Raw genomic sequence first — 20,667 nt, 5'->3', positions numbered from 1 at the left:
ACTTCACGCAGGGCTACAGCACCGAGTTCTTCGACTGGATCACGCACGACAAGGGCCGTTATCGCCGCCTGACGAACTTCGGCAAGGTGGTGAATCCGGAAGGCATCCGCACCATCGGCGAGTTTCCGAACCTGACCGCTGCGATGGAACGCGCAGGCTGGAGCGAGTCGCGCATCAAGAAGGTGATGGGCGAGAACTGGATGCGCTTCTTCGGCGAAGTGTGGAACGTCTGAACCTGAACACAACAACAAGGAACCTTGCGATGCAACCCCAACTGCCCATCGACGTCGATCCGCAAACCGGCGTCTGGACCACCGACGCGCTGCCGATGCTGTACGTCCCGCGTCACTTCTTCACGAACAATCATGTTGCCGTCGAGGAAGCGCTCGGCCGCGAGACCTATGCCGAGATTCTCTACAAGGCGGGCTACAAGTCGGCGTATCACTGGTGCGACAAGGAAGCCGAGAAGCACGGCATCAGCGGCATGGCGGTGTTCGAACATTACCTGAAGCGGTTATCGCAGCGCGGTTGGGGCCTGTTCTCGATCGTCGAATCCGATCCGACCAGCTCGCATGCCCGCATCCACCTGCACAACTCGTCCTTCGTGCTGGCGCAGCCGGGCAAGCAGGGCAAGCTCTGCTACATGTTCGCGGGATGGTTCTCCGGCGCGATGGACTGGGTCAACGACACCGCTCCCGACAGCGCGAAGAAAGGCCCGCGTTCGAAGTCCATCGAAACGCAATGCGCGGCGGAAGGACACGACCACTGCGTGTTCGAAGTCTCGCCGCTCGCGTAACACACGACGCGGCCACTAGCCAAGGTTTTGCAGACGTCACCACACTGAGCCACCCCGAGGTCGATCGCAATGCGTTACCCGAACCTTTTCAAGCCTCTTCAGCTGAACAAGCTGACCCTGCGCAACCGCATCGTCAGTACCGCGCATGCGGAGGTCTACGCCGAGCCAGGCGGCCTGCCCGGGGACCGCTATATCCGTTACTACGAGGAAAAGGCAAAGGGTGGCGTCGGCCTCGCCGTGTGTGGCGGTTCGAGCCCGGTGTCGATCGACAGCCCGCAAGGCTGGTGGAAGTCGGTGAATCTCTCGACCGACAAGGTCATCGACCCGCTTGCACGCCTCGCCGAAGCCATGCACCGGCACGGCGCGTTCATCATGATCCAGGCAACGCACATGGGCCGCCGCTCGGCGTGGCACGGCGAGCACTGGCCGCATCTGATGTCACCGTCGGGCGTGCGCGAGCCGGTCCATCGCGGCAACGCGAAGATCATCGAAGTGGAAGAGATCAGGCGCATCATCCAGGACTTCGCGGCCGCCGCGAAGCGCGTGAAGGATGCGGGCATGGACGGCATCGAGATCTCGGCGGCGCACCAGCATCTGATCGACCAGTTCTGGAGCCCGCGCACCAACTTCCGCACGGACGAATGGGGCGGTTCGCTGGAGAACCGTCTGCGCTTCGGCCGGGAAGTGCTGCAAGCCGTGCGTGAGGCCGTGGGCGCGGACTTCTGCGTCGGCCTGCGCATGTGCGGCGACGAGTTTCATGAAGATGGCCTTTCGCACGAGAACCTGAAGGAAATCGCGCAGGCCATGTCCGAGTCCGGGCTGATCGACTATGTTGGCGTGATCGGCTCGGGCGCGGATACGCACAACACGCTCGCCAACTGCATGCCGCCGATGGCCCTGCCGCCTGAACCGTTCGTGCATCTCGCGGCCGGCATCAAGTCGGTCGTGAAGCTGCCCGTGATGCATGCGCAAAGCATCCGCGATGCGGGCCAGGCGGAACGGTTGCTCGCGAACGGCATGGTGGATCTGGTCGGCATGACGCGCGCGCAGATTGCGGACCCGCACATGGTCATCAAGATCCGCGACGGCCGCGAAGACGAAATCAAGCAATGCGTCGGCGCGAACTATTGCATCGACCGCCAGTACAACGGTCTCGACGTGCTGTGCGTACAGAACGCAGCCACCTCGCGCGAAGCGACGATGCCGCACGTGATCGAAAAGACGCGCGGGCCGAAGCGCAAGGTCGTGGTGGTCGGCGCGGGTCCGGCCGGACTCGAGGCGGCGCGCGTGGCGCGTTCGCGCGGTCACGATGTCGTGCTGTTCGAAAAGAACGACTATGTGGGCGGGCAGATCATGCTGGCCGCCAAGGCGCCGCAGCGTGAACAGATGGCGGGCATCGTGCGGTGGTTCGACATGGAGACGAAGCGTCTGGGCGTCGATCGCCGTCTCGGTGTCGCCACCGACGACAAGATGATCATGGCCGAAAAGCCCGACATCGTCGTGCTCGCGACGGGCGGTTCGTCGTTCACGGACCAGGTGCCCGCATGGGGCGTCGAGCAAGGTCTCGCCGTCAGCTCGTGGGACATTCTTTCGGGCAAGGTCGAGCCGGGCAAGAACGTGCTCGTCTATGACGGCGTATCGACTCATGCGGGCGCGGGCGTCGCGGACTTCATCGCTTCGCGGGGCAACACGGTCGAGATCGTCACGCCCGATGTGAAGGTCGCCGACGACACCGGCGGCACCACGTTCCCGATCTTCTACCGCCGCCTGTACGCACAGGGCGTGATCCACACGCCGAACTACTGGCTCGACAAGGTCTACGAGGAAGACGGCAAGAAGATTGCCGTGATCCGCAACGAGTACACCGAGGAGCAGGAAGAGCGGGCCGTGGATCAAGTGGTGATCGAGAACGGCATCACGCCGAACGATGCGATCTACTGGAAGCTCAAGCCCGAGTCGCTCAATCGCGGACAGATCGACATGCATACGCTGTTCGCTTCGGAACCGCAGCCGTCGCTCTCTGAAGAACTGGGCAATGGACGCTTCCTGCTGTTCCGCGTCGGCGACTGCATCTCGATGCACAACATCCACAGCGCGATCTACGATTCGCTGCGCCTCTGCAAAGACTTCTGACGAGGGTATTCGACGATGAACCCCGTGTTTGTCATCACCGTGCTGCTGTGGCTCTCGATGGCCGGCCTCGCGTTCGCCTTGCTCAAGCGCGCAACCTACTGGCGCGAAGGCCGCGCGACGACGGCGGGCGCGTATGGCTGGGCGAACCTGCTCACCATCCCGAAGCGCTATTTCGTCGATCTGCATCATGTCGTGTCGCGCGATCCGTATATTGCCAGGACGCATGTCGCCACCGCCGGCGGGGCGATCCTCGCGATGGCGCTCGTCTTCATCAACTACGGTCTCGCCATCTACTCGCCGTGGCTCGACAGGCTGATCTTCATCGCGGCGATCATCATGCTCGTCGGCGCGGTGTTCGTGTGGAAGCGCCGTCATGCGAAGGACGTGCCCGCGCGGCTGTCGCGCGGTCCGTGGGACAGCCTGCCGCTGCTGCTCGGCTCGTTCGCGGCGGGGCTCGCGTTGTTCATGCTGCTGCCGGCGTCGTGGATGTCGGGCGCGCTGGCGATCATCGTCGCGTTGCTGATCGCGGCGGGCGCCTACACGATGACCTTCGGCGCCGCGAAGGGCGGTCCGATGAAGCACGCGATGGCGGGTCTCCTGCATCTCGCGTTTCATCCGCGCCAGGAACGCTTCAAGGCGCATACGGAGCGCGAAGTGGTGCCGCCCACGGCGCTGAAGAAGCCCGTGCTGGATGCGAAGGAGTATGGCGTCGGCAAGCCGGTGGAGTTCCGCTGGAACCAGCTGCTGAGCTTCGATGCCTGCGTGCAGTGCGGCAAGTGCGAAGCCGCGTGCCCGGCGTTCGCGTCCGGCCAGCCGCTGAACCCGAAGAAGCTGATCCAGGATCTCGTGACGGGCATGGTCGGCGGATCGGATGCGCAATACGCGGGCAGCCCGACACCCGGCATTCCGGTCGGCAAGCATTCGGGCGGGCCGGGCAAGCCGCTGATCTCGCAGATGATCGAAGCCGACACCATCTGGTCCTGCACCACCTGCCGCGCCTGCGTGCAGGAGTGCCCGATGCTGATCGAACACGTCGATGCCATCGTCGACATGCGCCGCAACCAGACGCTCGTGGAAGGCGACGTGCCGGGCAAGGGTCCGATCACGCTCGCGAACCTGCGCGAAACCGGCAGCCAGAACGGCTATGACATTGGCGCGCGCTACGACTGGTCGGTGGATCTGCAGGTGCAGGTCGCGCAGCCGGGGCGTCCGGTGGATGTGTTGCTGATCGCCGGCGAAGGCGCGTTCGACATGCGCTACCAGCGCACGCTGCGGGCGCTCGCGAAGGTGATGAACAAGGCGGGCGTGGACTACGCGGTGCTCGGCGGCGTGGAAACGGATACCGGCGACACCGCCCGGCGTCTCGGCGACGAGGCCACGTTCCAGGAGTGCGCGTCGAAGCTGATGAACACGCTGTCGCAGTATCAGTTCCGCCGCATCGTTACCGCGGATCCGCACGTGCTGCACAGCCTGCGCAACGAGTATCGCGCGCTCGGCGGTTACTACGAAGTGCAGCATCACAGCGCGTTCATGGCCGAACTGGTCGCGAGCGGCAAGCTCTCGCCGAAGGCCGCCGCGGTGCTCGCCGACAAGAAGATCACCTATCACGATCCCTGCTATCTCGGCCGCTACAACGGCGAGACCGAAGCGCCGCGCAAGCTGCTGAAGACCATCGGCATCAAGGTCGTCGAGATGGAGCGCCACGGCATGCGCGCGCGCTGCTGCGGCGGTGGCGGCGGCGCGCCGCTGACCGACATTCCCGGCAAGCAGCGCATCCCGGATATCCGTATCGCCGATGCACGGTCGATCGGCGCGGACGTGGTCGCGGTCGGCTGCCCGCAATGCACCGCGATGCTGGAAGGGGTGGTCGGCCCGCGTCCGGAAGTGCTGGACGTGGCGGAACTGGTCGCGGCGGCGCTGGAGTAAAGCGATGAACAACGATATCAAGCGAATCGATCCCCGCAGGCCGTTCATCGTCACGGCGGCGGGACTGAAGCGGATCACGCTGGGCGAGATCGGCAACGGCGCCATGCTGCAGTTTTCGCACGGCGCGCACAAGGATGCCGCCAGGCCGCGCCGCACGATCCAGCCCGCGACGCGCGCGTTGCTCGTCGCCGCGCACACGGACCGCGGCTCACTCGACGATCACGCGCGTCAGGCGCTGGCCGCTGCCGCGCTGCTCGCGGACGGCGCCACCGAAGTCGTGCTGATTGCCTTCGGCGAATTCAAGGACGATGCCGCCGCACTCGGCGCGGATCGTTATATCGAACTGCCCGGTTTTGACCGGCGCAACTTCGCGCCCGACGAGGAAGTGCGTGCGCTGACGGCGTGCGTCGCGCACTTCGCGCCGGTGCGCATCTTCATGCCGGACAACGCCACCGGCGACGGCGATCTCGGCCGCCGCTACGCTGCGCGCGCCGATGCGTCGATTGCCACGCAGGTGGTCGAGCTCGATGCCGGGCACGTCGCGTCCTACGCCCAGGCGGGCCGTGCGATGGCCTCGCGCGATCTGCCCGACGTCGTGCTGCTCGCCGCCAATGCGGTGGATGCGCGGCTGCCGTTCGTCGGCGCGGGTGAAGCGGTGTCCGCGCAAGGCATCGTGCCGGCGGCCAAGGCGAGTGTCTTTGTCGATCTCGGTATCGAGGAGATGGATGCCGCGCAGGTGGCGCTGGAGGAAGCGGACTTCATCGTGTCGGCGGGCAACGGTGTCTCCGACATCGCCGCGTTCGAAGCGCTCGCAGGCACGCTGGGCGCGGCGATTGGCGCGAGTCGCGTGGCCGTGGACGACGGCAAGTTCACGCGCGACAAGCAGATCGGTGCGACCGGCAAGACGGTCGAGGCGAGCGTGTATATCGCGTTCGGTATTTCGGGCGCAGTGCAGCACTTGCAGGGCATCAAGGACTGCCGCCATGTCATCGCGGTCAATCTCGATGCGAGCGCGCCGATTGCCAAGCGCGCCAACCTGACCATCGTCGCGGATACGCAGGAAACCATCAAGGCGCTGACCGATGCAGCCACCGCCGCGCGTGCGGCGCGTGCCGGCGGCACGCCGGTCGTGCAGACCGCGAGCGTCGCGGAAGGAGTCGCAGCGTGAAGATCGCCGTTCTCGTATCCACCGGACGTCATCCCGTCAGCGGCACGGCGCGCTACAGCCGCAACGATGCCGCCGCGCTGACCATCGCCATCGGCATCGCCAGGGCACAGGGCGCGCAACTCGACGTGCTGCACGCCGGCGATCCCGCCAATCCGGCGCTGGCTGAGTATCTCGCGCTCGGCGCGCCGAAGGTCGAAGTGCTCAACACCGAGGGCGATGCCTGTGCCGCGCTGGCGCAGCGGCTCTCGGGCTACCACCTGGTGTTCACCGGCACGCGCGCCGAAGGCGCCTACGACAGCGGCACGCTGCCTTACAAACTGGCGGATGCATTGAACCTGCCGCTGGTCGGCGCGGCCGTGGATGTCAGCGTGACGCAGGACGGCGTGGAAGTGCGCCAGTTCATGCCGAAGGGCCTGCGCCGCCGCGTGCGCGCGCCGTTGCCCGCGCTCGTCGCCGTGCATCCGCTCGCCAATGCCGTGCCGCGCTACGCCTATGCTCGCCTGCGCGAAGGGCAGGTCGCGCCGGTTGCATCGGTGGTGGCGGCGGACAAGGAAAAAGCCGCGTGGACGGTGCGCCCGGCCGGCGCGAAGCCGAAGAAACTGGCCGCGCCGGAGAAGCGTTCGGGGCACTCGCGCATGCTGTCCGCAACCACCACGGAAAGCCGTGGCGGCAGCGTCGTAATTGAAGGAAGTTCTGTCGAAAAAGCACAAGTGATACTGGCTTATTTGCGCGAGCATCAACTGGTCGATTACTGATTTTTCGACCCCTATAAAAGCAGCAACAAGCAGCAGCCCGCGTTCAAAGGTGTGTGGCGGGGCACCAGACGTGACGCACACGGAGCACACGATGAAAGTTTCGGCAGACGTTCGCGCAATGATCGAACGCCGCAAAAAGGGCCATACGCTCGAGGCGCCGTTCTACACGAGCGAGGACATCCACGCGCTCGACCTCGATGCCATCTTCCGCAAGACCTGGATCCAGGTCGCCATCGAACCGGATATCCCCGAGCCGGGCGATTACACGACCGTCGAGATCGGCAGCGACTCGATCCTGATCGTGCGCGACGACGACATGGAAATCCGCGCGTTCTACAACGTCTGCCGGCACCGCGGCGCGCGCCTGTGCAATCAGGAGAAGGGTTCGCTCGGCAATATCGTGTGTCCGTATCACAGCTGGACCTATAACCTCTCGGGCGACCTGATGTTCGCCGAGCACATGGGCGACCAGTTCGACCGCTGCAAGCACAGCCTCAAGAAGGTGCACGTGCAGAACCTCGCGGGCCTGATCTTCATCTGCCTCGCTGACGAACCGCCTGTCGACTTCGCCGTGATGCGCGAAGCCATGGAGCCCTATCTCGCGCCGCACGGCCTCAAGGACACGAAGATCGCCGCGAGCATCGACATCGTCGAGCAAGGCAACTGGAAGCTCACGATGGAGAACAACCGCGAGTGCTATCACTGCGTCGCGAACCATCCCGAGCTGACCATCTCGCTCTATGAATACGGCTTCGGCTATCAGCGTTCGCCCGCCAACGAGGAAGGCATGGCGGCGTTCGAGAAGACCGTCGAAGAGCGCACGAAGCAATGGGAAGCGATGTGCCTGCCGTCCGCCGAGATCGAACGTCTGTCTGACCTCGTGACCGGCTTCCGCACGCAGCGCCTGCCGCTCGATCGCGACGGCGAATCGCAGACGCTCGATGCGAAGGTCGCGTCGAAGAAGCTGCTGGGCGGTTTCGAACGCGCGGATCTCGGCGGCCTCTCGTTCTGGACGCAGCCGAATTCGTGGCATCACTTCATGAGCGATCACATCGTCACGTTCAGCGTGATTCCGCTGTCCGCCGGCGAAACCCTCGTGCGCACGAAGTGGCTGGTGCACAAGGACGCGCGCGAAGGCATCGATTACGACGTCGACAATCTCACGGCCGTGTGGCGCGCGACGAACGATCAGGACCGCACGCTGGTCGAGTATTCGCAACTGGGCGTGAAGAGCAACGCGTATGAACCGGGTCCGTATTCGCCGTTCACGGAAGGTCTCGTCGAGAAGTTCTGCGAGTGGTACATCAATCGTCTGGGTGACTATGCGAACACGCCGGCTCACGGCATCGATACGTCGCACGGCGAGAAAGTCGTTTCCTTCATGCGCTAAGCGCGCACCCCGAGCAGCAAGCAGGAGTCAAGCATGATGCGCGATCAGGCCACGTTCGAGCCGACCGACAGCCGTGTCACCCAGCCGCAATTCTGGGGCGCGCTGCCGGCGCGCTGGGATTGCGACACCGACGAGACGCTCGTCTGTTGTCACGTCCGGCAGGAGACCCACGACGTCAAGAGTTTCTTCTTCAAGGCGCCGGGCGAACGTGCCTTCGTGTTCGAGCCTGGTCAGTTCATCACGCTCGAACTCGATATCGACGGCGAGCAGATCAACCGTTGCTACACCATCTCGTCGGCGCCGACACGGCCGCACACCATTTCCATCACGGTGAAGCGCGTGCCGGGCGGGAAGGTCTCGAACTGGCTGCATGACACTGTCGCCGCAGGCACGACGGTAAGGGTGCTCGGACCGTCGGGCGAGTTCACCTGCGCGCGGCATCCGGCGCGCAAATATCTGTTTCTCTCGGCGGGGTCGGGCGTCACGCCGTTGATGTCGATGAGCCGTGCCCATCACGAACTCGGCGAGGACGCCGACATCGTGTTCATTCATAGCGCGCGCACGCCCGATGACATCATCTTCGCGCGCGAGCTGGAGCTGATCGCCTCCAATCAGAAGAACTTCCGTGCTTCCTTTGTCTGCGAGCGCGTCGGCGCGCGCACCAGCTGGCCGGGCGTGACGGGCTTCCTGAGCCTGCCGCTGCTCAAGCTGATCGCGCCGGATTATCTGGAACGCGAGGTCTTCACCTGCGGACCCGCGCCGTACATGAAGGCCGTGCGCGATCTGCTCGACGAGGGCGGCTTCGATCGCAAGCACTATCACGAGGAGAGTTTTTCGTTCGGCGTGGTTGAGGAAGTGGCGGCTGAATTGACGACGGCCCATGTCGCCGATGCGCTCGCCACGCACACGGATTTCGTGGAGGCGCGCGAACAGGCGGTCGGGTTCGCGCCGGCGCCTGTAGAGCCGGTTGCAGAACCCGTTGCGGAACCCATAGCGGCGCCGGTCGACACGCGCTACAAGGTGAGCTTTGCCAAGAGCCGCCGGGATATCGAATGCGGCAGCAACGAACACGTACTCGATGCCGCCAAGAAGGCAGGCGTGCGCCTGCCTTCTTCATGCACGCAAGGCATGTGCGGCACGTGCAAGGTCAAGCTGGTGTCCGGTGAAGTCAGCATGAAGCACGCAGGCGGCATTCGCCAGCGCGAGATCGATCAGGGCATGGTGCTGCTGTGTTGCAGCAAGCCGTTGAGCGACCTCGTCGTCGACAAATAAGCACGAGCAGGAACCGGATTTCCTCGGGCAGGCCCGTATCGGGGAGAGGGCAGGGAGGAGCGTCGTTTCTGGACAAGTCGATGTCGGAAAAGCGCGTTACGGGCCAATTCTGGCTGGTGAATCTTGACGCTACACGGCGTGGGGCCGCTTAAGGGGAAATCGAATGAAAGCGATGAGAAGAAAGCTCGTTCTGGGGGCGATGACCGCTGCCCTCGCTGCGAGCCTGGGGGCAAACGCCGCTGACAAGCCAACCATCAAGATCGGCTACGTCGAGGGCTGGGATGACAGCGTCGCGACGTCGAATGTCGCCGCGCGCATCATCGAGAAGAAGCTGGGCTATCCGGTGCAGCTGGTGCCGGTAGCAGCGGGCGTGATGTGGCAGGGCGTCGCGCGCGGCGATCTGGACGCGACGCTGTCGGCCTGGCTGCCGGTCACGCATGGCGCGTACTGGAACAACTTCAAGTCGAAGGTCGTCAATCTCGGACCGAACTTCCAGGACGCGAAGATTGGCCTGATCGTGCCGGAGAACGTGGACGTCAGCAGCCTGTCCGACCTCGAAGCGAAGAAGGCGGAATTCGACTCGCGCATCGTGGGCATCGACGCGGGCGCGGGCGTGATGCAGAAGACGAGCGAGGCCATCAAGGCCTACAACCTCGACTACAAGCTGCTGCCCAGTTCGGGTTCGGCGATGACAGCGGAACTGGCGCGCTCGGAAGCGGCGAAAAAGCCGATCATCGTGACGGGCTGGAAGCCGCACTGGATGTTCGCGAAGTACAAGCTCAAGTTCCTCGACGATCCGAAGAAGGTGTTCGGCGAGTCCGAGCACGTGGACAATGTCGTCAATCCGGAACTGGAAAAGAAGGCGCCGCCCGTGGTGGCCTTCCTGAAGAAGTTCCAGTGGAAGCCGGGTGAGATCGACAGCGTCATGCTGGCCACGCAGAACGGCGAGAAGCCGCAGGCCGCCGCCGATGCATGGATCAGCGCGCATGCGGACCGCGTGAATTCCTGGACCCAATAAGCGTTCCGGATTTTCGCTGCAATCAAAGTGGCCCGATCAGCTTGCGCTGATCGGGCCACTTGTCTTTTCGGGAGCGGGAAGGTCGCCGCCGCTGCGATCCTGCGCGCTTCGTTCGGCTTCGAGCAGCCAGGTTACGAAGGGCGTCACGTTGGAGGGTTGCCTGACGGGATCGCGCGTGTAGATCCATGTCTCGCGATCCACCGGATGAAATCCGAGCGGTGCGATCAGGGTGCCCTTTTCCAGTTCGCTGCGCACCAGGAATTCAGGCGCGATCGCAAAGCCGAGGGCGCCCTTCGCCGCTTCCACCGAAAGCGTCAGCGACTCGAAGACCGCGCCGCCCGACACGTCGAGCCCGATGCCATGGGCTTCGCCCCATTCGCTCCATGCATTGAGCTTCGATGATGCGTGCAGCAGCGGCAGATCCAGCATCCGGTCCGGCCTGCCGGGCGGATCCGGCCAGCCTGGCGCGCATACCGGACCAATACGCTCGGAAGCCAGATGCGTCACCGTCACCCCGCCTACGGATGCACGGGGCTGCCCGCTCAGGATCAGCACGTCTACCGTGCCGTCCAGCAACGCGTCAAAATTTGCACGCGTCTGGAAGCACACCGCCAGCGCCGGATGCTGTTGAACGAAGGTTTCGAAACGTGGGAGCAGCCATTGCGCGAGGAAGGTGGTGGAGCAGCCTATGGAGAGCCGCTGAGCTGCCTGATCCTCCCTGATCTGCCGGCATCCTTCCTCCAGCGCGGCAAAGGTGTCCTTGCATACCTGCTTCAGGCGCTCGCCGTTGCGCGTGAGCCGCACGCCGCCGCTGTGCCGTTCGAAGAGCGGCTGGCCGAGCCATTCCTCGAGCGCGCGCATCTGATGGCTGATTGCGCCGTGCGTCATGCCGATCGATTGAGCGGCCTTCGAAAAACTCGAAAACCCGGCCACCGTTTCGAAACTCAATAAGGCGCGAAGGGTGGGCATTCGCTTCGTTGGGTTGTCAATTTTATTCACGGCTGCCGCTAAAATAATTAGTTAGGATGATGAATGATCGTGAAATATGATCTTAGCATTGAACGATCTGCTGTCAGCCACCGGAGGATGTGTGTATCGCGAAGTACTGAACGAGTTGCGCGGCGTGCATGAGTTGTCGCGCAGACTGAACGGCGCGGTCAGCATCTTCGGCAGCGCACGCACGGCACCGGGTTCCCGCCACTTCGAAATGGCGAAGCTGATTGCCGGGAAACTCGCGCGTGAGGACCTGTCCGTCATCTCGGGCGGCGGACCCGGCATCATGCGCGCGGCGCTGGAAGGCGCGCGGGCCGGCGGGACGCAAGCCATCGGCTTCAACATCAAGCTTCCGTTCGAACCGCTCGACATGCGGGACCAGGACATCTCGCTGACGTTCGATCGTTTCTTCACGCGAAAATTTGCATTCAGCCTGTGTTCGGACGCCTATGTCGTGATGCCCGGCGGCATGGGCACGCTCGACGAGCTGTTCGAAATGCTCACGCTGATCCAGACGGGCAAGCTCGCGTCGAAACCGGTCGCGCTGGTGGATCGCGCGTTCTGGCGCGGCCTGATTGCGTGGCTGCGCGAGCAGCCCTTGTCAGCGGGATTCATTCATCAGGAAGACATCGAGAGCATCGGACTGTTCGATGACGCAGACGAAGTCGTGAAATTCGTCATTGATGGAATCAGCGCGGGGATCCGTGCGCGCAGGATCGCGCACGCCCTGAAGGTAACCGACGGAGCCTTGCCATGAAGCCACTCGCACCTCAACTTGTCATGTTCACCGGCGGGCGCGACAGCACGCTCGCCGCTTGCCTGCTGATGCTGCAGGGTGTTCCGGTCCACCTCTTCAGCGCCAACAGCGGCTGCTCCATCCATCGCGAGATTCTGTCCCATCGCGTCGATGAACTGAAGCGCAGGTTCGGCGACCTGGTGGTGCGGCATGTCGTGGAGGACATCAGCGGGGCGTTCCGCAACATCGCTATTGCAACGCTTGAAACCGACATCGTCCAGGACCGCAAGAACCTCGTTCTGCTGGGCGAGAAAATCGCCATTCATGCGCACGTCGTAAACTACTGTTTGCGCAACGGTATCGAGGTCATCAACGACGGCATCGCCCGTTATCAGGAGGAGTTTCCGGAGCAGCGCAGGGTCGCGAAGGATTATTTCGTCGGCCTCATGCGCGAGTACGGCATTACCTATCACAGTCCGATCTACGAAATCGCCAGATCGGTCGATGATGTCAAGTACCGTCTGCTGCTGATCGGCCTCTCGACCAAGTCGCTGGAAGGCATCTCCATCTTCGCCGACAGCTTCACCGAGCCTTCGGACGAAACGGTGCTCGCCTATCTTCAGAGAAAGGAACCGCTCTGCCGCGACATCATCAGCCTGTTGACGGGTCACGACGATCACACGCTGCGACTGAGCCGTAGCGCGGAAGCGCGGACGGCGAACATTCGCGACGCGATCACCAACAATCTTTGAGCCGCGCGGCATGATCGAAAAATGTGCAGCGATCATCGTGAAGAATCGACGTCTGCTCGTGGTGCGCAAGCGCGGCACGTCCACTTTCATTTCGCCGGGCGGCAAGTTGGAGAAAGCGGAAGGCCAGCTCGACTGCCTGCGCCGGGAATTGCGCGAGGAACTCGGCGTGAAACTGGTTGAGGCCGAGCGGTTTGGCACCTATGAACGGCGCGCGGAAGGTGAAGACCACGTCATTCGTATCCATGCGTGGCTCACCTCGGTGGACGGCGTGTGCCTGCCGCATGCGGAGATCGAGGAACTGGGCTGGATCGCGGGCGCGCCCTTGCTGCCCGTGGGTTCGGTGTTCGCCGAGTGTGTGATTCCCGAACTCCTTCGGCGGGATCTCATTGATGCCTGATGCAGCGGACCGTCATGGTCAAGCGTGGGGCATTGCATGGATGAGCGCTTCGGGTAAGGGCCTCATGCTCGCCTCGCTCGGCGCGGTACTGCTCAGTATCGATACCTTGCTGCTGCGGCTGATTCATGGCGACCCGTTCCAGATGGCGTTCGCGCGCGGCCTGTTGATGCTGCTCGCGGGCGTCGTCGTCACGCTGTTCCGGCACGGCTCCGGCTGGCGGACGGTCGCAAGAGGCTGGGCTGCACGGGCGGTCATCGTCTGCTATGGCCTGTCCTCCGTGACCTTCGTCCTCAGCGCGATGATGACGAATATCTCGAACATGCTCACGCTCATCGCGACGGCGCCGCTCTGGGCCGCGCTCGGCGCCGGCGTGTTCTTCAAGGACTGGCCGCCGCGCAGGACCTGGATCGCGTGCGCCTGCGCGCTGCTCGGCGTGGTCACGGTCGTGTGGCCATCCTTCTCCACGCGGGCGGCGATCGGTGCAGGCGATGCACTGGCGCTGGCCACTGCGCTGCTGATGGCAGGCGCGTTGCTGCTGTCGCGGCGGTCGCGCGGTGATCTGGCGCTGGCTCCGGCGTTCGGCGGACTGCTGGCCGCTGTGGTGCTGCTGCCGTTCATCCCGCCTGTGGCCTTTCCGGATTGCACCCGGATGCTTCTGATGGCGCTCGAGGGCGCCATCGTCGTGCCCTTGGCATTGGGCATGATCGCGGCGTCGGCACGCGTGCTGCCGGCGCCGCAAGTGGGCTTGTTCCTTTTGATCGAAACCGTGCTCGGGCCGTTCTGGATCTGGGCCTTTCTCGGCGAAACGCCGACACGCTTCGCCATCATCGGCGGCAGCGTGGTGGTGGTATCCCTGGCGGCGCATGGCGCGTTTGCGTTGCGCGCGGCACGCAAGCTCGCGCGCGCCGCACGCTGTTAGCGCAGCACCACGGTCCGTTCGCCGTTGATGAACACCCGCCGCTCGATGAACGCCTTGACCGCGCGCGCAAGCGTGATGCACTCCACGTCGCGTCCCGTGGCCAGCAGGCGCTCGGGGCTGTAGGCGTGATCCACGCGCTCCACTTCCTGTTCGATGATCGGGCCTTCGTCGAGGTCGTCGGTGACGAAGTGCGCGGTCGCGCCAATCAGCTTGACGCCGCGCGTGTGCGCCTGGTGATAAGGCTTCGCGCCCTTGAATCCCGGCAGGAACGAATGATGGATGTTGATGGCCCGCCCGCGCAGCTTGCGGCTCGTTTCGCCCGAGAGGATCTGCATGTAGCGCGCGAGCACCATGAGTTCGGCGCCGGAGGTGTCGAACAGGTCGAGCAGACGGGCTTCCTGTTGCGCCTTGGTGTCCGCGGTGATCGGCAGATGATGGAACGGCAGGCCGTGCTGTTCTGCCAGCGGCGCGAGGTCCGGATGATTGGAGCCGATGCCGACGATATCCATCTTCAGTTCGCCCATGCGCCAGCGGAACAGCAGGTCGGCGAGGCAATGTTCGAGCTTCGACACCATGAGCAGCACTTTCGGCCGCACGGCCAGGTCGTGCATCGCCCAGGACATTGAAAAGCGTCCGGCGATGGGCTCGAACTCGCGCTTCAGCATCGCCAGATCCAGCGGCTCGTCCGGTTGTGCGCCATGAAAGACGCAGCGCACGAAGAAGCGTTCGCTCAGGTCGTCGTCGAAGACGGTGAGTTCGTCGATATACCCGTGATGCCGCTCCAGAAAGCCGACGATGGCGGCCACTTGCCCCGCCGCGCTCGGGCACGAGACGGTAAGCACCAGTTGATCAAAGCGGGAATCGGCTGCCATGCGTGCTCCACATTCGGAAGATCGCCGCGCCGCGAAATACGGCGAGCGTGCGCATCAGTAGAGCAAAAAGCGAGGTCGGCGCGATAGAAGCCAGACGCCGCGCGCCTAGTACAAAAACGTCAGACGCGCATCAGACACCCACGTCGCATTCCTCGAGCAGCCAGTCGCTGAACGCCCGGACCGCCGCTGACGGCTCGCGCGGCGTGACCAGCATGTAGCCGCGCTCCGTGACGAGCGGCGTCTCGCACAGCGCAACCAGCTGGCCGGTGGCGATCAGCTCGTCCACCAGCGGCGCCCAGCCGAGCGCGACGCCCTGGCCCATCACCGCCGCGTGCGTGACGAGCGCATAGCTGTTGAACGTGAAGCCGCCTTGCGTAGGCGGCGCGGCGAGGCCGTGCCCTTCGAACCAGGCGCTCCATGAGAGCCAGCGCTCCGGATGCGTGGCTTCCAGATGCAGCAGCGGCAACGCGAGGAAATCAGCAGGCGTGCGCGGCGCCGGGACCTTTTGCAACAGCGAGGGGCTGCACACGGGCATCACGCATTCGGGAAACAGCTTCACGGCGCGGCGCGGGCTCCAGTCCGCCTGGGTATCGCCGAATACGATCACCACGTCTGCGTGCTGACCCGATGCGCTCGGCATGCTCTGCGACGTGATGATCTTCACGTCGACATCCGGCATCAGCGCCTTGAACTGCGGCAGGCGCGGCATCAGCCAATAGGTGGCGAAGCCGAAGTCGGTGGCCAGCGTGAGCGTGCGCTGCGCGCGCCGTGAGCGAATGTCCGCGGTGGCTGTGCGAATCACGTCGAGACTCTGGCGCACGGCTTCGAACAGCCGCACGCCGTCTTCCGTCAGCGTGACGCCGCGATGCCCGCGCTCGAACAGCGCCGCGCCGAGCGCTTCCTCCAGCTGCACGACGCGCTGGCTCACCGCGGGCTGCGTGGAACCGAGTTCGCGCGCGGCGGCCGTGAAGCTTGCCAGACGCGCGGCGGATTCGAACATCAACAACGCCTGCATGGGCGGCAGACGATCCGGCCGCGGCATAACCCCTCCTTATGGGCGCATAACGATTTGCTGTCTTCACAGCCGCGAATTGACCGGCAATAGTCACATTGAACCGCTGTTCAACCATCGCCTGCTGTGGTGGATTCTATTCGAGGCACGCTTTCATGCTTGAGACGAAACAAAATATTCTCGTACTGATGGCCGACCAGCTCACGCCGTTCGCGCTGTCGGCCTATGGCAACCGGGTGACGAAGACGCCGCGCATCGATGCGCTCGCGCGCGAAGGCGTCGTGTTCGAGTCGGCCTATTGTGCAAGTCCGCTGTGCGCGCCTTCGCGCTTTTCGCTTCTCGCGGGCAAGCTGCCTTCGAACATCGGCGCCTACGACAACGCCGCCGAGTTCCCCTCGGAAACCCTGACCTTCGCGCATTACCTGCGGGCCGAAGGCTATCGCACGATTCTCTCCGGCAAGATGCATTTCTGCGGTGCCGACCAGCTGCATGGCTTCGAGGAACGTCTCACGACCGACATCTATCCCGCCGATTTCGGCTGGACGCCTGATTGGCAAAACCCGGAAGCGCGCCCGACGTGGTACCACAACATGAGCTCGGTGATCGATGCCGGTCCGTGCGTGCGCACCAATCAGCTCGACTTCGACGACGAAGTGACCTTCACCACGCGCCAGAAGCTCTTCGATATCGCCCGCGAGCGCAACGCGGGCCGGGACGCGCGTCCGTTCATGATGGTCGCGTCGCTGACGCATCCGCATGATCCCTACGCCATTCCGCGCAAATACTGGGACCTGTACCGCGACGAAGACATCGACATGCCGTCGTATCAGGATTCGCTCGATGCCAGCGATCCTCATTCGAAGCGTCTGCGCCACGTGTACGAGGCGGACCGCACGCCGCCCACCGAACGGCAGGTGCGCAACGCGCGGCGCGCGTACTACGGCGCGGTGTCCTACGTGGACGACCAGTTCGCCTCGATACTTGAAGCCCTCGAACAGGCGGGACTCGCGGACGACACGATCATCGTCGTCACGTCGGATCATGGCGAGATGCTCGGCGAACGCGGCCTCTGGTACAAGATGACGTTCTTCGAAGGCGGCTGCCGCGTGCCGTTGATCGTGCACGCGCCGAAGCAGTTCGACGCACGTCGCGTGGCGGAGTCGGTGTCGCATCTGGATGTGCTGCCCACGCTCGTCGAACTGGCTCGCGGGGCAGCCGTGAGCGGGCCGGAAGCGTGGCCTGACAGCGTCGACGGCCGCAGTCTCGTGCCGCATCTGCAGGGCAGCGGCGGACATGACGAGGCGACCGGCGAGTACCTTGCGGAAGGGGCCATCGCGCCCATCGTCATGATCCGGCGTGGCCGCTACAAGTTCATCCATTCGAGCGTGGATCCCGACCAGCTGTACGACGTCCAGTCCGATCCCTTCGAACGGACCAATCTCGCAGGGATTGAGCGGCACGCTCCGCTCGTGGCCGAATTCCGCGCGGAGATCGCGCGCCGCTGGAATCTGGACGCATTGCATCAGGACGTGCTGACGAGCCAGCGCCGCCGTCATTTCCACTTCGCGGCGACCACGCGCGGCACGATCCAGTCATGGGACTGGCAGCCGCACGTGGATGCGAGCCAGCGTTACATGCGCAACCATATCGACCTCGACGATCTCGAAGCCATGGCGCGTTTCCCGGCCGTCGAACGCTGACGTGTTCTTCTTTCCTCCCCACCTACGACAGGACCCATCATGAAAAAGGGCTTCATCCATGCGCTCTTCGCCGCCGCGCTTGTTTGCGTGGCATCCCACGCATTCGCCGCGGAGCCGCAGTCCTGCACGCAGGTGCGCATGGCCGGCCCGGGGTGGACCGATATCGACGCCACCAATGCCATGAGCGGCATTGTGCTCAAGGCGCTGGGCTATCGGCAGAACGTCGCGAACCTGTCAGTGCCGATCACCTATCAGGGCTTGAAGAAAGGGCAGATCGATGTATTCCTCGGCAACTGGATGCCCGCTCAGGCACCGCTCGTGAAGCCGTTTTTCGAGGAGAAGTCGATCGAGGTGGTGCGGCCGAATCTGTCGAATGCGAAGTTCACGCTCGCCGTGCCGGACTACGTGGCCGCGGCGGGCGTGCATTCGTTCGCGGACCTCGCGAAGAACGCCGACAAGTTCGACAACCGCATCTACGGCATCGAACCGGGCGCGCCCGCGAATCAGAACATCAAGCGCATGGTGGACGACAAGGCTTTCGGCCTGGGCGACTGGAAGGTGGTGGAGTCGAGCGAGACCGCGATGCTGACGCAGGTCGAGCGGGCGGTGCGTGACAAGAAGTGGATCGTCTTTCTCGCGTGGGAGCCCCATCTTATGAACACGAAGTTCAAGCTCGCGTATCTCGACGGCGGCGACCGCTACTTCGGTCCGAACTACGGCGGCGCGACGGTGAATACGGTTGCGCGCAGCGGCTACGAGCAGCAGTGTCCGAATCTCGGGCGCCTGTTCAAACAGATGGCCTTCAATGTCGATCTCGAGAACGGCGTCATCACCGAAGTGCTGGAGAAGAAGACTCACGTCGATGAAGCTGCCAGCGACGCGCTGAAGCATCATCCCGAGTTGCTCAAGTCGTGGCTCGACGGCGTGACGACCGCAAGCGGCGGCAATGGTCTCGAAGCGGTGCAGACGGCGCTGGGGGTGAAGTAGGTGGGTATTGTTCCGCTTCGCCGCCTGGATGCTCAGGCGCTGCGGCGGCAGTCTCCGTAGTTCCTGGCAGGTCAGGCCATGAGTCGTCACGTAACGGGGCCGGCGTGGGCGCGCTCTTGACGCTGAGCCATGCTGGCGCGACAGCTGCCCAGCACGCTTCAATTATCTCTTTACCGTGCGCCTCTAAGAGGCCCTTGTGAAGCTTAGGTGTCTGCCTCACCCGCGTCTTTGGTTCTTACCATCGAGGCGGGTTGTCTTATGCCTTCACTTTGCAGGCGCTGGGGGCGGGGGTACGGGTCCTGAGCGCGGCCCTCCGGTGATGTGCTTCAAGAACGTATGACCGGGACCATACACGCTTATCTCAATATATTCTGATGTGTTCGGAGGGGCGGGCTTTCCCTGCTTGTCCATTGAGATCGTTACGATCTCGGTAACCGGAACGCAATAAGCCGCCTTGTTCGTGTCGACGCGGTTTCCTTTGTCGTCGTAGCAATAGAGCACGAAGAATTCAGGGAATTTGGATGCTGGCGTTACTTCGGTGCTGCCGTTCCATGTGTACTTCCATGTGATCGTGCCCGGATGGGGTTGAGAGGGGTCTTGTGCGCCCGGATGATTGGTTTGGTTCATATGCGATGTGCTTGGTTTGACGTTGCCCGCGCAGGCGCTGAGCATGAAGATAGTCGCGGCTAACAGGGTGAGTCGCTTCATTTTGAGTGTTTATCCAGATACCGATAACGCGCCGGATAGTTCTCCCGGCCCCTGTCCTCGCAGGGAGAGCCGAGACTCGAAAAGTACATGTTGACGGATTCGGCGAAGTCTTCGAATTCGTTCTGACGGGCATAATCCGAAGGCGCTCTGCCATCGCTCGCCATAGCATCAAGCCACGCCTGCTTCGTCGATCCATCCTTCCACAACGATTCGCTCCATATGTGGCCGGTCTCATGGCTCATGGTGCTATCGACATATTGTTGCGGGATGTCGGGCCAATCCTTCCATGGGTAAATAGCAACGCCTTGCTCGATGTCCGCTGTCGCGCCTGAATAGAAATTCGGGTTGGCGTATTTTGCTTGCCAATAAGCGTCTTCTCGATTCCCGTGTGTGTTCAATGAAACCCTCGTCAAGTCCTTGGTCTGATGTGGCTTAAGGACCTCCAAAGCCTTGATGATTTTGTCCCCGCTTGGAAGCCCATAGCCTTCAGCAGGCTTGCCGAGCGGCATGAAAACATCGACGGACCGTCCGTGTACCGTAGCCGTCTTCAGGAACGCGAGGCTTGGCCCGTCAGCCGGAAAATCGAACATCACGCGATCGACCGGTGAAGCAGTGACGGGGTTGACGTGCTTGTACAACTCGGCGGGTGCGTCGATGCGACGACGCGAGCCATCGAGATAAGAGCAATCGAGGCGTGCCGCCATGGCTTTGAGCTTCGCGGGTGCCGCGTCGGGCGCGGCCCGTGGCTATAGCTGCTCAGGTGTGTAGGTCTTGGAGCGGGGCGGCGGCAGTACCTCGCGACTCACGAAGGTGTAATCCGGTTCCTTCAATTCAACTTGTAACTCACCGGAGCGAACTGCACGCTCGATGTCTTTGTAGGCGTTGAATCCAGCCATCCCGTGTATGCCGATAAGCGCGGACAACTCGGACATGATGAACAAGTTAGTTGACCATTCGGCGCGCCGATGCAGAAAAATTCGGCATGGAATTGGTCGCCAAGTTCTTCATAGCTCAAACTCAGGTAGTAGGGACGACGGCGCACGATGAAGCCGATATCTCGGAGATACACTTCGTTCGTCAATTCTTCTTTCTTTGCGGATCGGTGGATGGGTATTGATGCGGATGGTGCGTGC

General features: G+C 63.3%; 20 protein-coding genes. 15 read left to right on the top strand and 5 right to left on the bottom strand.

Annotated features, from left to right (window positions below; translation table 11 throughout):
* From QCE62_RS33720 to QCE62_RS33680, 9 genes are all read left to right on the top strand, one after another.
* Positions 1-233: membrane dipeptidase (locus tag QCE62_RS33720; protein WP_309927422.1), on the top strand; the 233-nt coding region annotated here is incomplete at its 5' end.
* A 29-nt stretch (positions 234-262) separates the two neighbouring features.
* Positions 263-796 (top strand): DUF5943 domain-containing protein, encoded by a 534-nt coding sequence (locus QCE62_RS33715; RefSeq protein ID WP_309818907.1) that lies wholly within the window; start codon positions 263-265, stop codon positions 794-796.
* A 69-nt stretch (positions 797-865) separates the two neighbouring features.
* Positions 866-2,929, top strand: a complete 2,064-nt coding sequence (locus tag QCE62_RS33710) for an NADH:flavin oxidoreductase (protein WP_309927421.1) — start codon at positions 866-868, stop codon at positions 2,927-2,929.
* Positions 2,930-2,944: 15 nt separating this feature from the next.
* Positions 2,945-4,855 carry a (Fe-S)-binding protein gene (locus tag QCE62_RS33705; protein WP_309927420.1) on the top strand — a complete coding sequence of 637 codons (1,911 nt, stop codon included), beginning with the start codon at positions 2,945-2,947 and terminating at the stop codon, positions 4,853-4,855.
* Between the two features lie 4 nt (positions 4,856-4,859).
* Positions 4,860-6,023, top strand: coding sequence for an electron transfer flavoprotein subunit alpha/FixB family protein (locus QCE62_RS33700; RefSeq protein WP_309927418.1), 1,164 nt, complete (start codon positions 4,860-4,862; stop codon positions 6,021-6,023).
* The gene (locus tag QCE62_RS33695; RefSeq protein ID WP_309927416.1) at positions 6,020-6,778 is read left to right on the top strand and encodes an electron transfer flavoprotein subunit beta/FixA family protein; all 759 of its coding nucleotides are present in this window, start codon (positions 6,020-6,022) and stop codon (positions 6,776-6,778) included. Before QCE62_RS33700 ends, QCE62_RS33695 begins: the two co-directional genes overlap by 4 nt.
* A gap of 91 nt (positions 6,779-6,869) precedes the next feature.
* A complete protein-coding gene (locus QCE62_RS33690; protein ID WP_309927414.1) occupies positions 6,870-8,168 on the top strand; it encodes an aromatic ring-hydroxylating dioxygenase subunit alpha in 1,299 nt (432 codons plus the stop codon).
* A gap of 33 nt (positions 8,169-8,201) precedes the next feature.
* The gene (locus QCE62_RS33685) at positions 8,202-9,440 is read left to right on the top strand and encodes an FAD-binding oxidoreductase (protein WP_409017954.1); all 1,239 of its coding nucleotides are present in this window, start codon (positions 8,202-8,204) and stop codon (positions 9,438-9,440) included.
* A gap of 163 nt (positions 9,441-9,603) precedes the next feature.
* Positions 9,604-10,458 (top strand): glycine betaine ABC transporter substrate-binding protein, encoded by an 855-nt coding sequence (locus QCE62_RS33680; RefSeq protein ID WP_309927413.1) that lies wholly within the window; start codon positions 9,604-9,606, stop codon positions 10,456-10,458.
* Between the two features lie 36 nt (positions 10,459-10,494).
* Here QCE62_RS33680 and QCE62_RS33675 read toward each other — a convergent pair whose 3' ends face one another.
* Complete coding sequence (locus QCE62_RS33675; protein ID WP_309927410.1) at positions 10,495-11,427, bottom strand: LysR substrate-binding domain-containing protein; 933 nt, start codon at positions 11,425-11,427, stop codon at positions 10,495-10,497.
* Between the two features lie 121 nt (positions 11,428-11,548).
* Between QCE62_RS33675 and QCE62_RS33670 the strand changes: the two genes are divergently transcribed.
* The 4 genes from QCE62_RS33670 to QCE62_RS33655 are packed head-to-tail and all read left to right on the top strand — an operon-like array spanning position 11,549 to position 14,255.
* On the top strand, positions 11,549-12,208 hold the full coding sequence (locus tag QCE62_RS33670) for a TIGR00730 family Rossman fold protein (RefSeq protein ID WP_309927408.1): 660 nt from the start codon (positions 11,549-11,551) through the stop codon (positions 12,206-12,208).
* Complete coding sequence (locus QCE62_RS33665; RefSeq protein ID WP_309927407.1) at positions 12,205-12,939, top strand: hypothetical protein; 735 nt, start codon at positions 12,205-12,207, stop codon at positions 12,937-12,939. The genes QCE62_RS33670 and QCE62_RS33665 overlap by 4 nt, the downstream gene beginning before the upstream one ends.
* A gap of 37 nt (positions 12,940-12,976) precedes the next feature.
* A complete protein-coding gene (locus QCE62_RS33660; protein WP_309927405.1) occupies positions 12,977-13,336 on the top strand; it encodes an NUDIX domain-containing protein in 360 nt (119 codons plus the stop codon).
* On the top strand, positions 13,329-14,255 hold the full coding sequence (locus QCE62_RS33655) for a DMT family transporter (RefSeq protein WP_309927401.1): 927 nt from the start codon (positions 13,329-13,331) through the stop codon (positions 14,253-14,255). Before QCE62_RS33660 ends, QCE62_RS33655 begins: the two co-directional genes overlap by 8 nt.
* Here QCE62_RS33655 and purU read toward each other — a convergent pair.
* Positions 14,252-15,127 carry a formyltetrahydrofolate deformylase gene (gene purU / locus QCE62_RS33650; RefSeq protein ID WP_309927398.1) on the bottom strand — a complete coding sequence of 292 codons (876 nt, stop codon included), beginning with the start codon at positions 15,125-15,127 and terminating at the stop codon, positions 14,252-14,254. The two genes, QCE62_RS33655 and purU, sit on opposite strands and share 4 nt — an antisense overlap.
* A gap of 130 nt (positions 15,128-15,257) precedes the next feature.
* The gene (locus QCE62_RS33645; protein ID WP_309927395.1) at positions 15,258-16,169 is read right to left on the bottom strand and encodes a choline sulfate utilization transcriptional regulator; all 912 of its coding nucleotides are present in this window, start codon (positions 16,167-16,169) and stop codon (positions 15,258-15,260) included.
* A 125-nt stretch (positions 16,170-16,294) separates the two neighbouring features.
* Between QCE62_RS33645 and betC the strand changes: the two genes are divergently transcribed.
* Positions 16,295-17,839, top strand: coding sequence for a choline-sulfatase (gene betC, locus QCE62_RS33640; RefSeq protein WP_309927392.1), 1,545 nt, complete (start codon positions 16,295-16,297; stop codon positions 17,837-17,839).
* Between the two features lie 39 nt (positions 17,840-17,878).
* Entirely contained in the window at positions 17,879-18,826 is a 948-nt protein-coding gene (locus QCE62_RS33635) for a choline ABC transporter substrate-binding protein (protein WP_309909178.1), read from the top strand.
* Between the two features lie 264 nt (positions 18,827-19,090).
* On the opposite strand, the gene QCE62_RS33630 is transcribed toward QCE62_RS33635, so the two are convergent.
* Together QCE62_RS33630 and QCE62_RS33625 are read right to left on the bottom strand one after the other, a co-directional pair.
* Entirely contained in the window at positions 19,091-19,534 is a 444-nt protein-coding gene (locus QCE62_RS33630; protein WP_309927389.1) for a hypothetical protein, read from the bottom strand.
* A complete protein-coding gene (locus QCE62_RS33625) occupies positions 19,531-20,238 on the bottom strand; it encodes a hypothetical protein (protein WP_309927386.1) in 708 nt (235 codons plus the stop codon). Before QCE62_RS33625 ends, QCE62_RS33630 begins: the two co-directional genes overlap by 4 nt.
* Positions 20,239-20,667: the final 429 nt, after the last annotated feature.

Source organism: Caballeronia sp. LZ033, from assembly GCF_031451265.1.
Lineage (GTDB): Bacteria > Pseudomonadota > Gammaproteobacteria > Burkholderiales > Burkholderiaceae > Caballeronia.
Note: the sequence above shows the minus strand (reverse complement) of the source record. Positions and strands in the feature narration are given on the sequence as shown.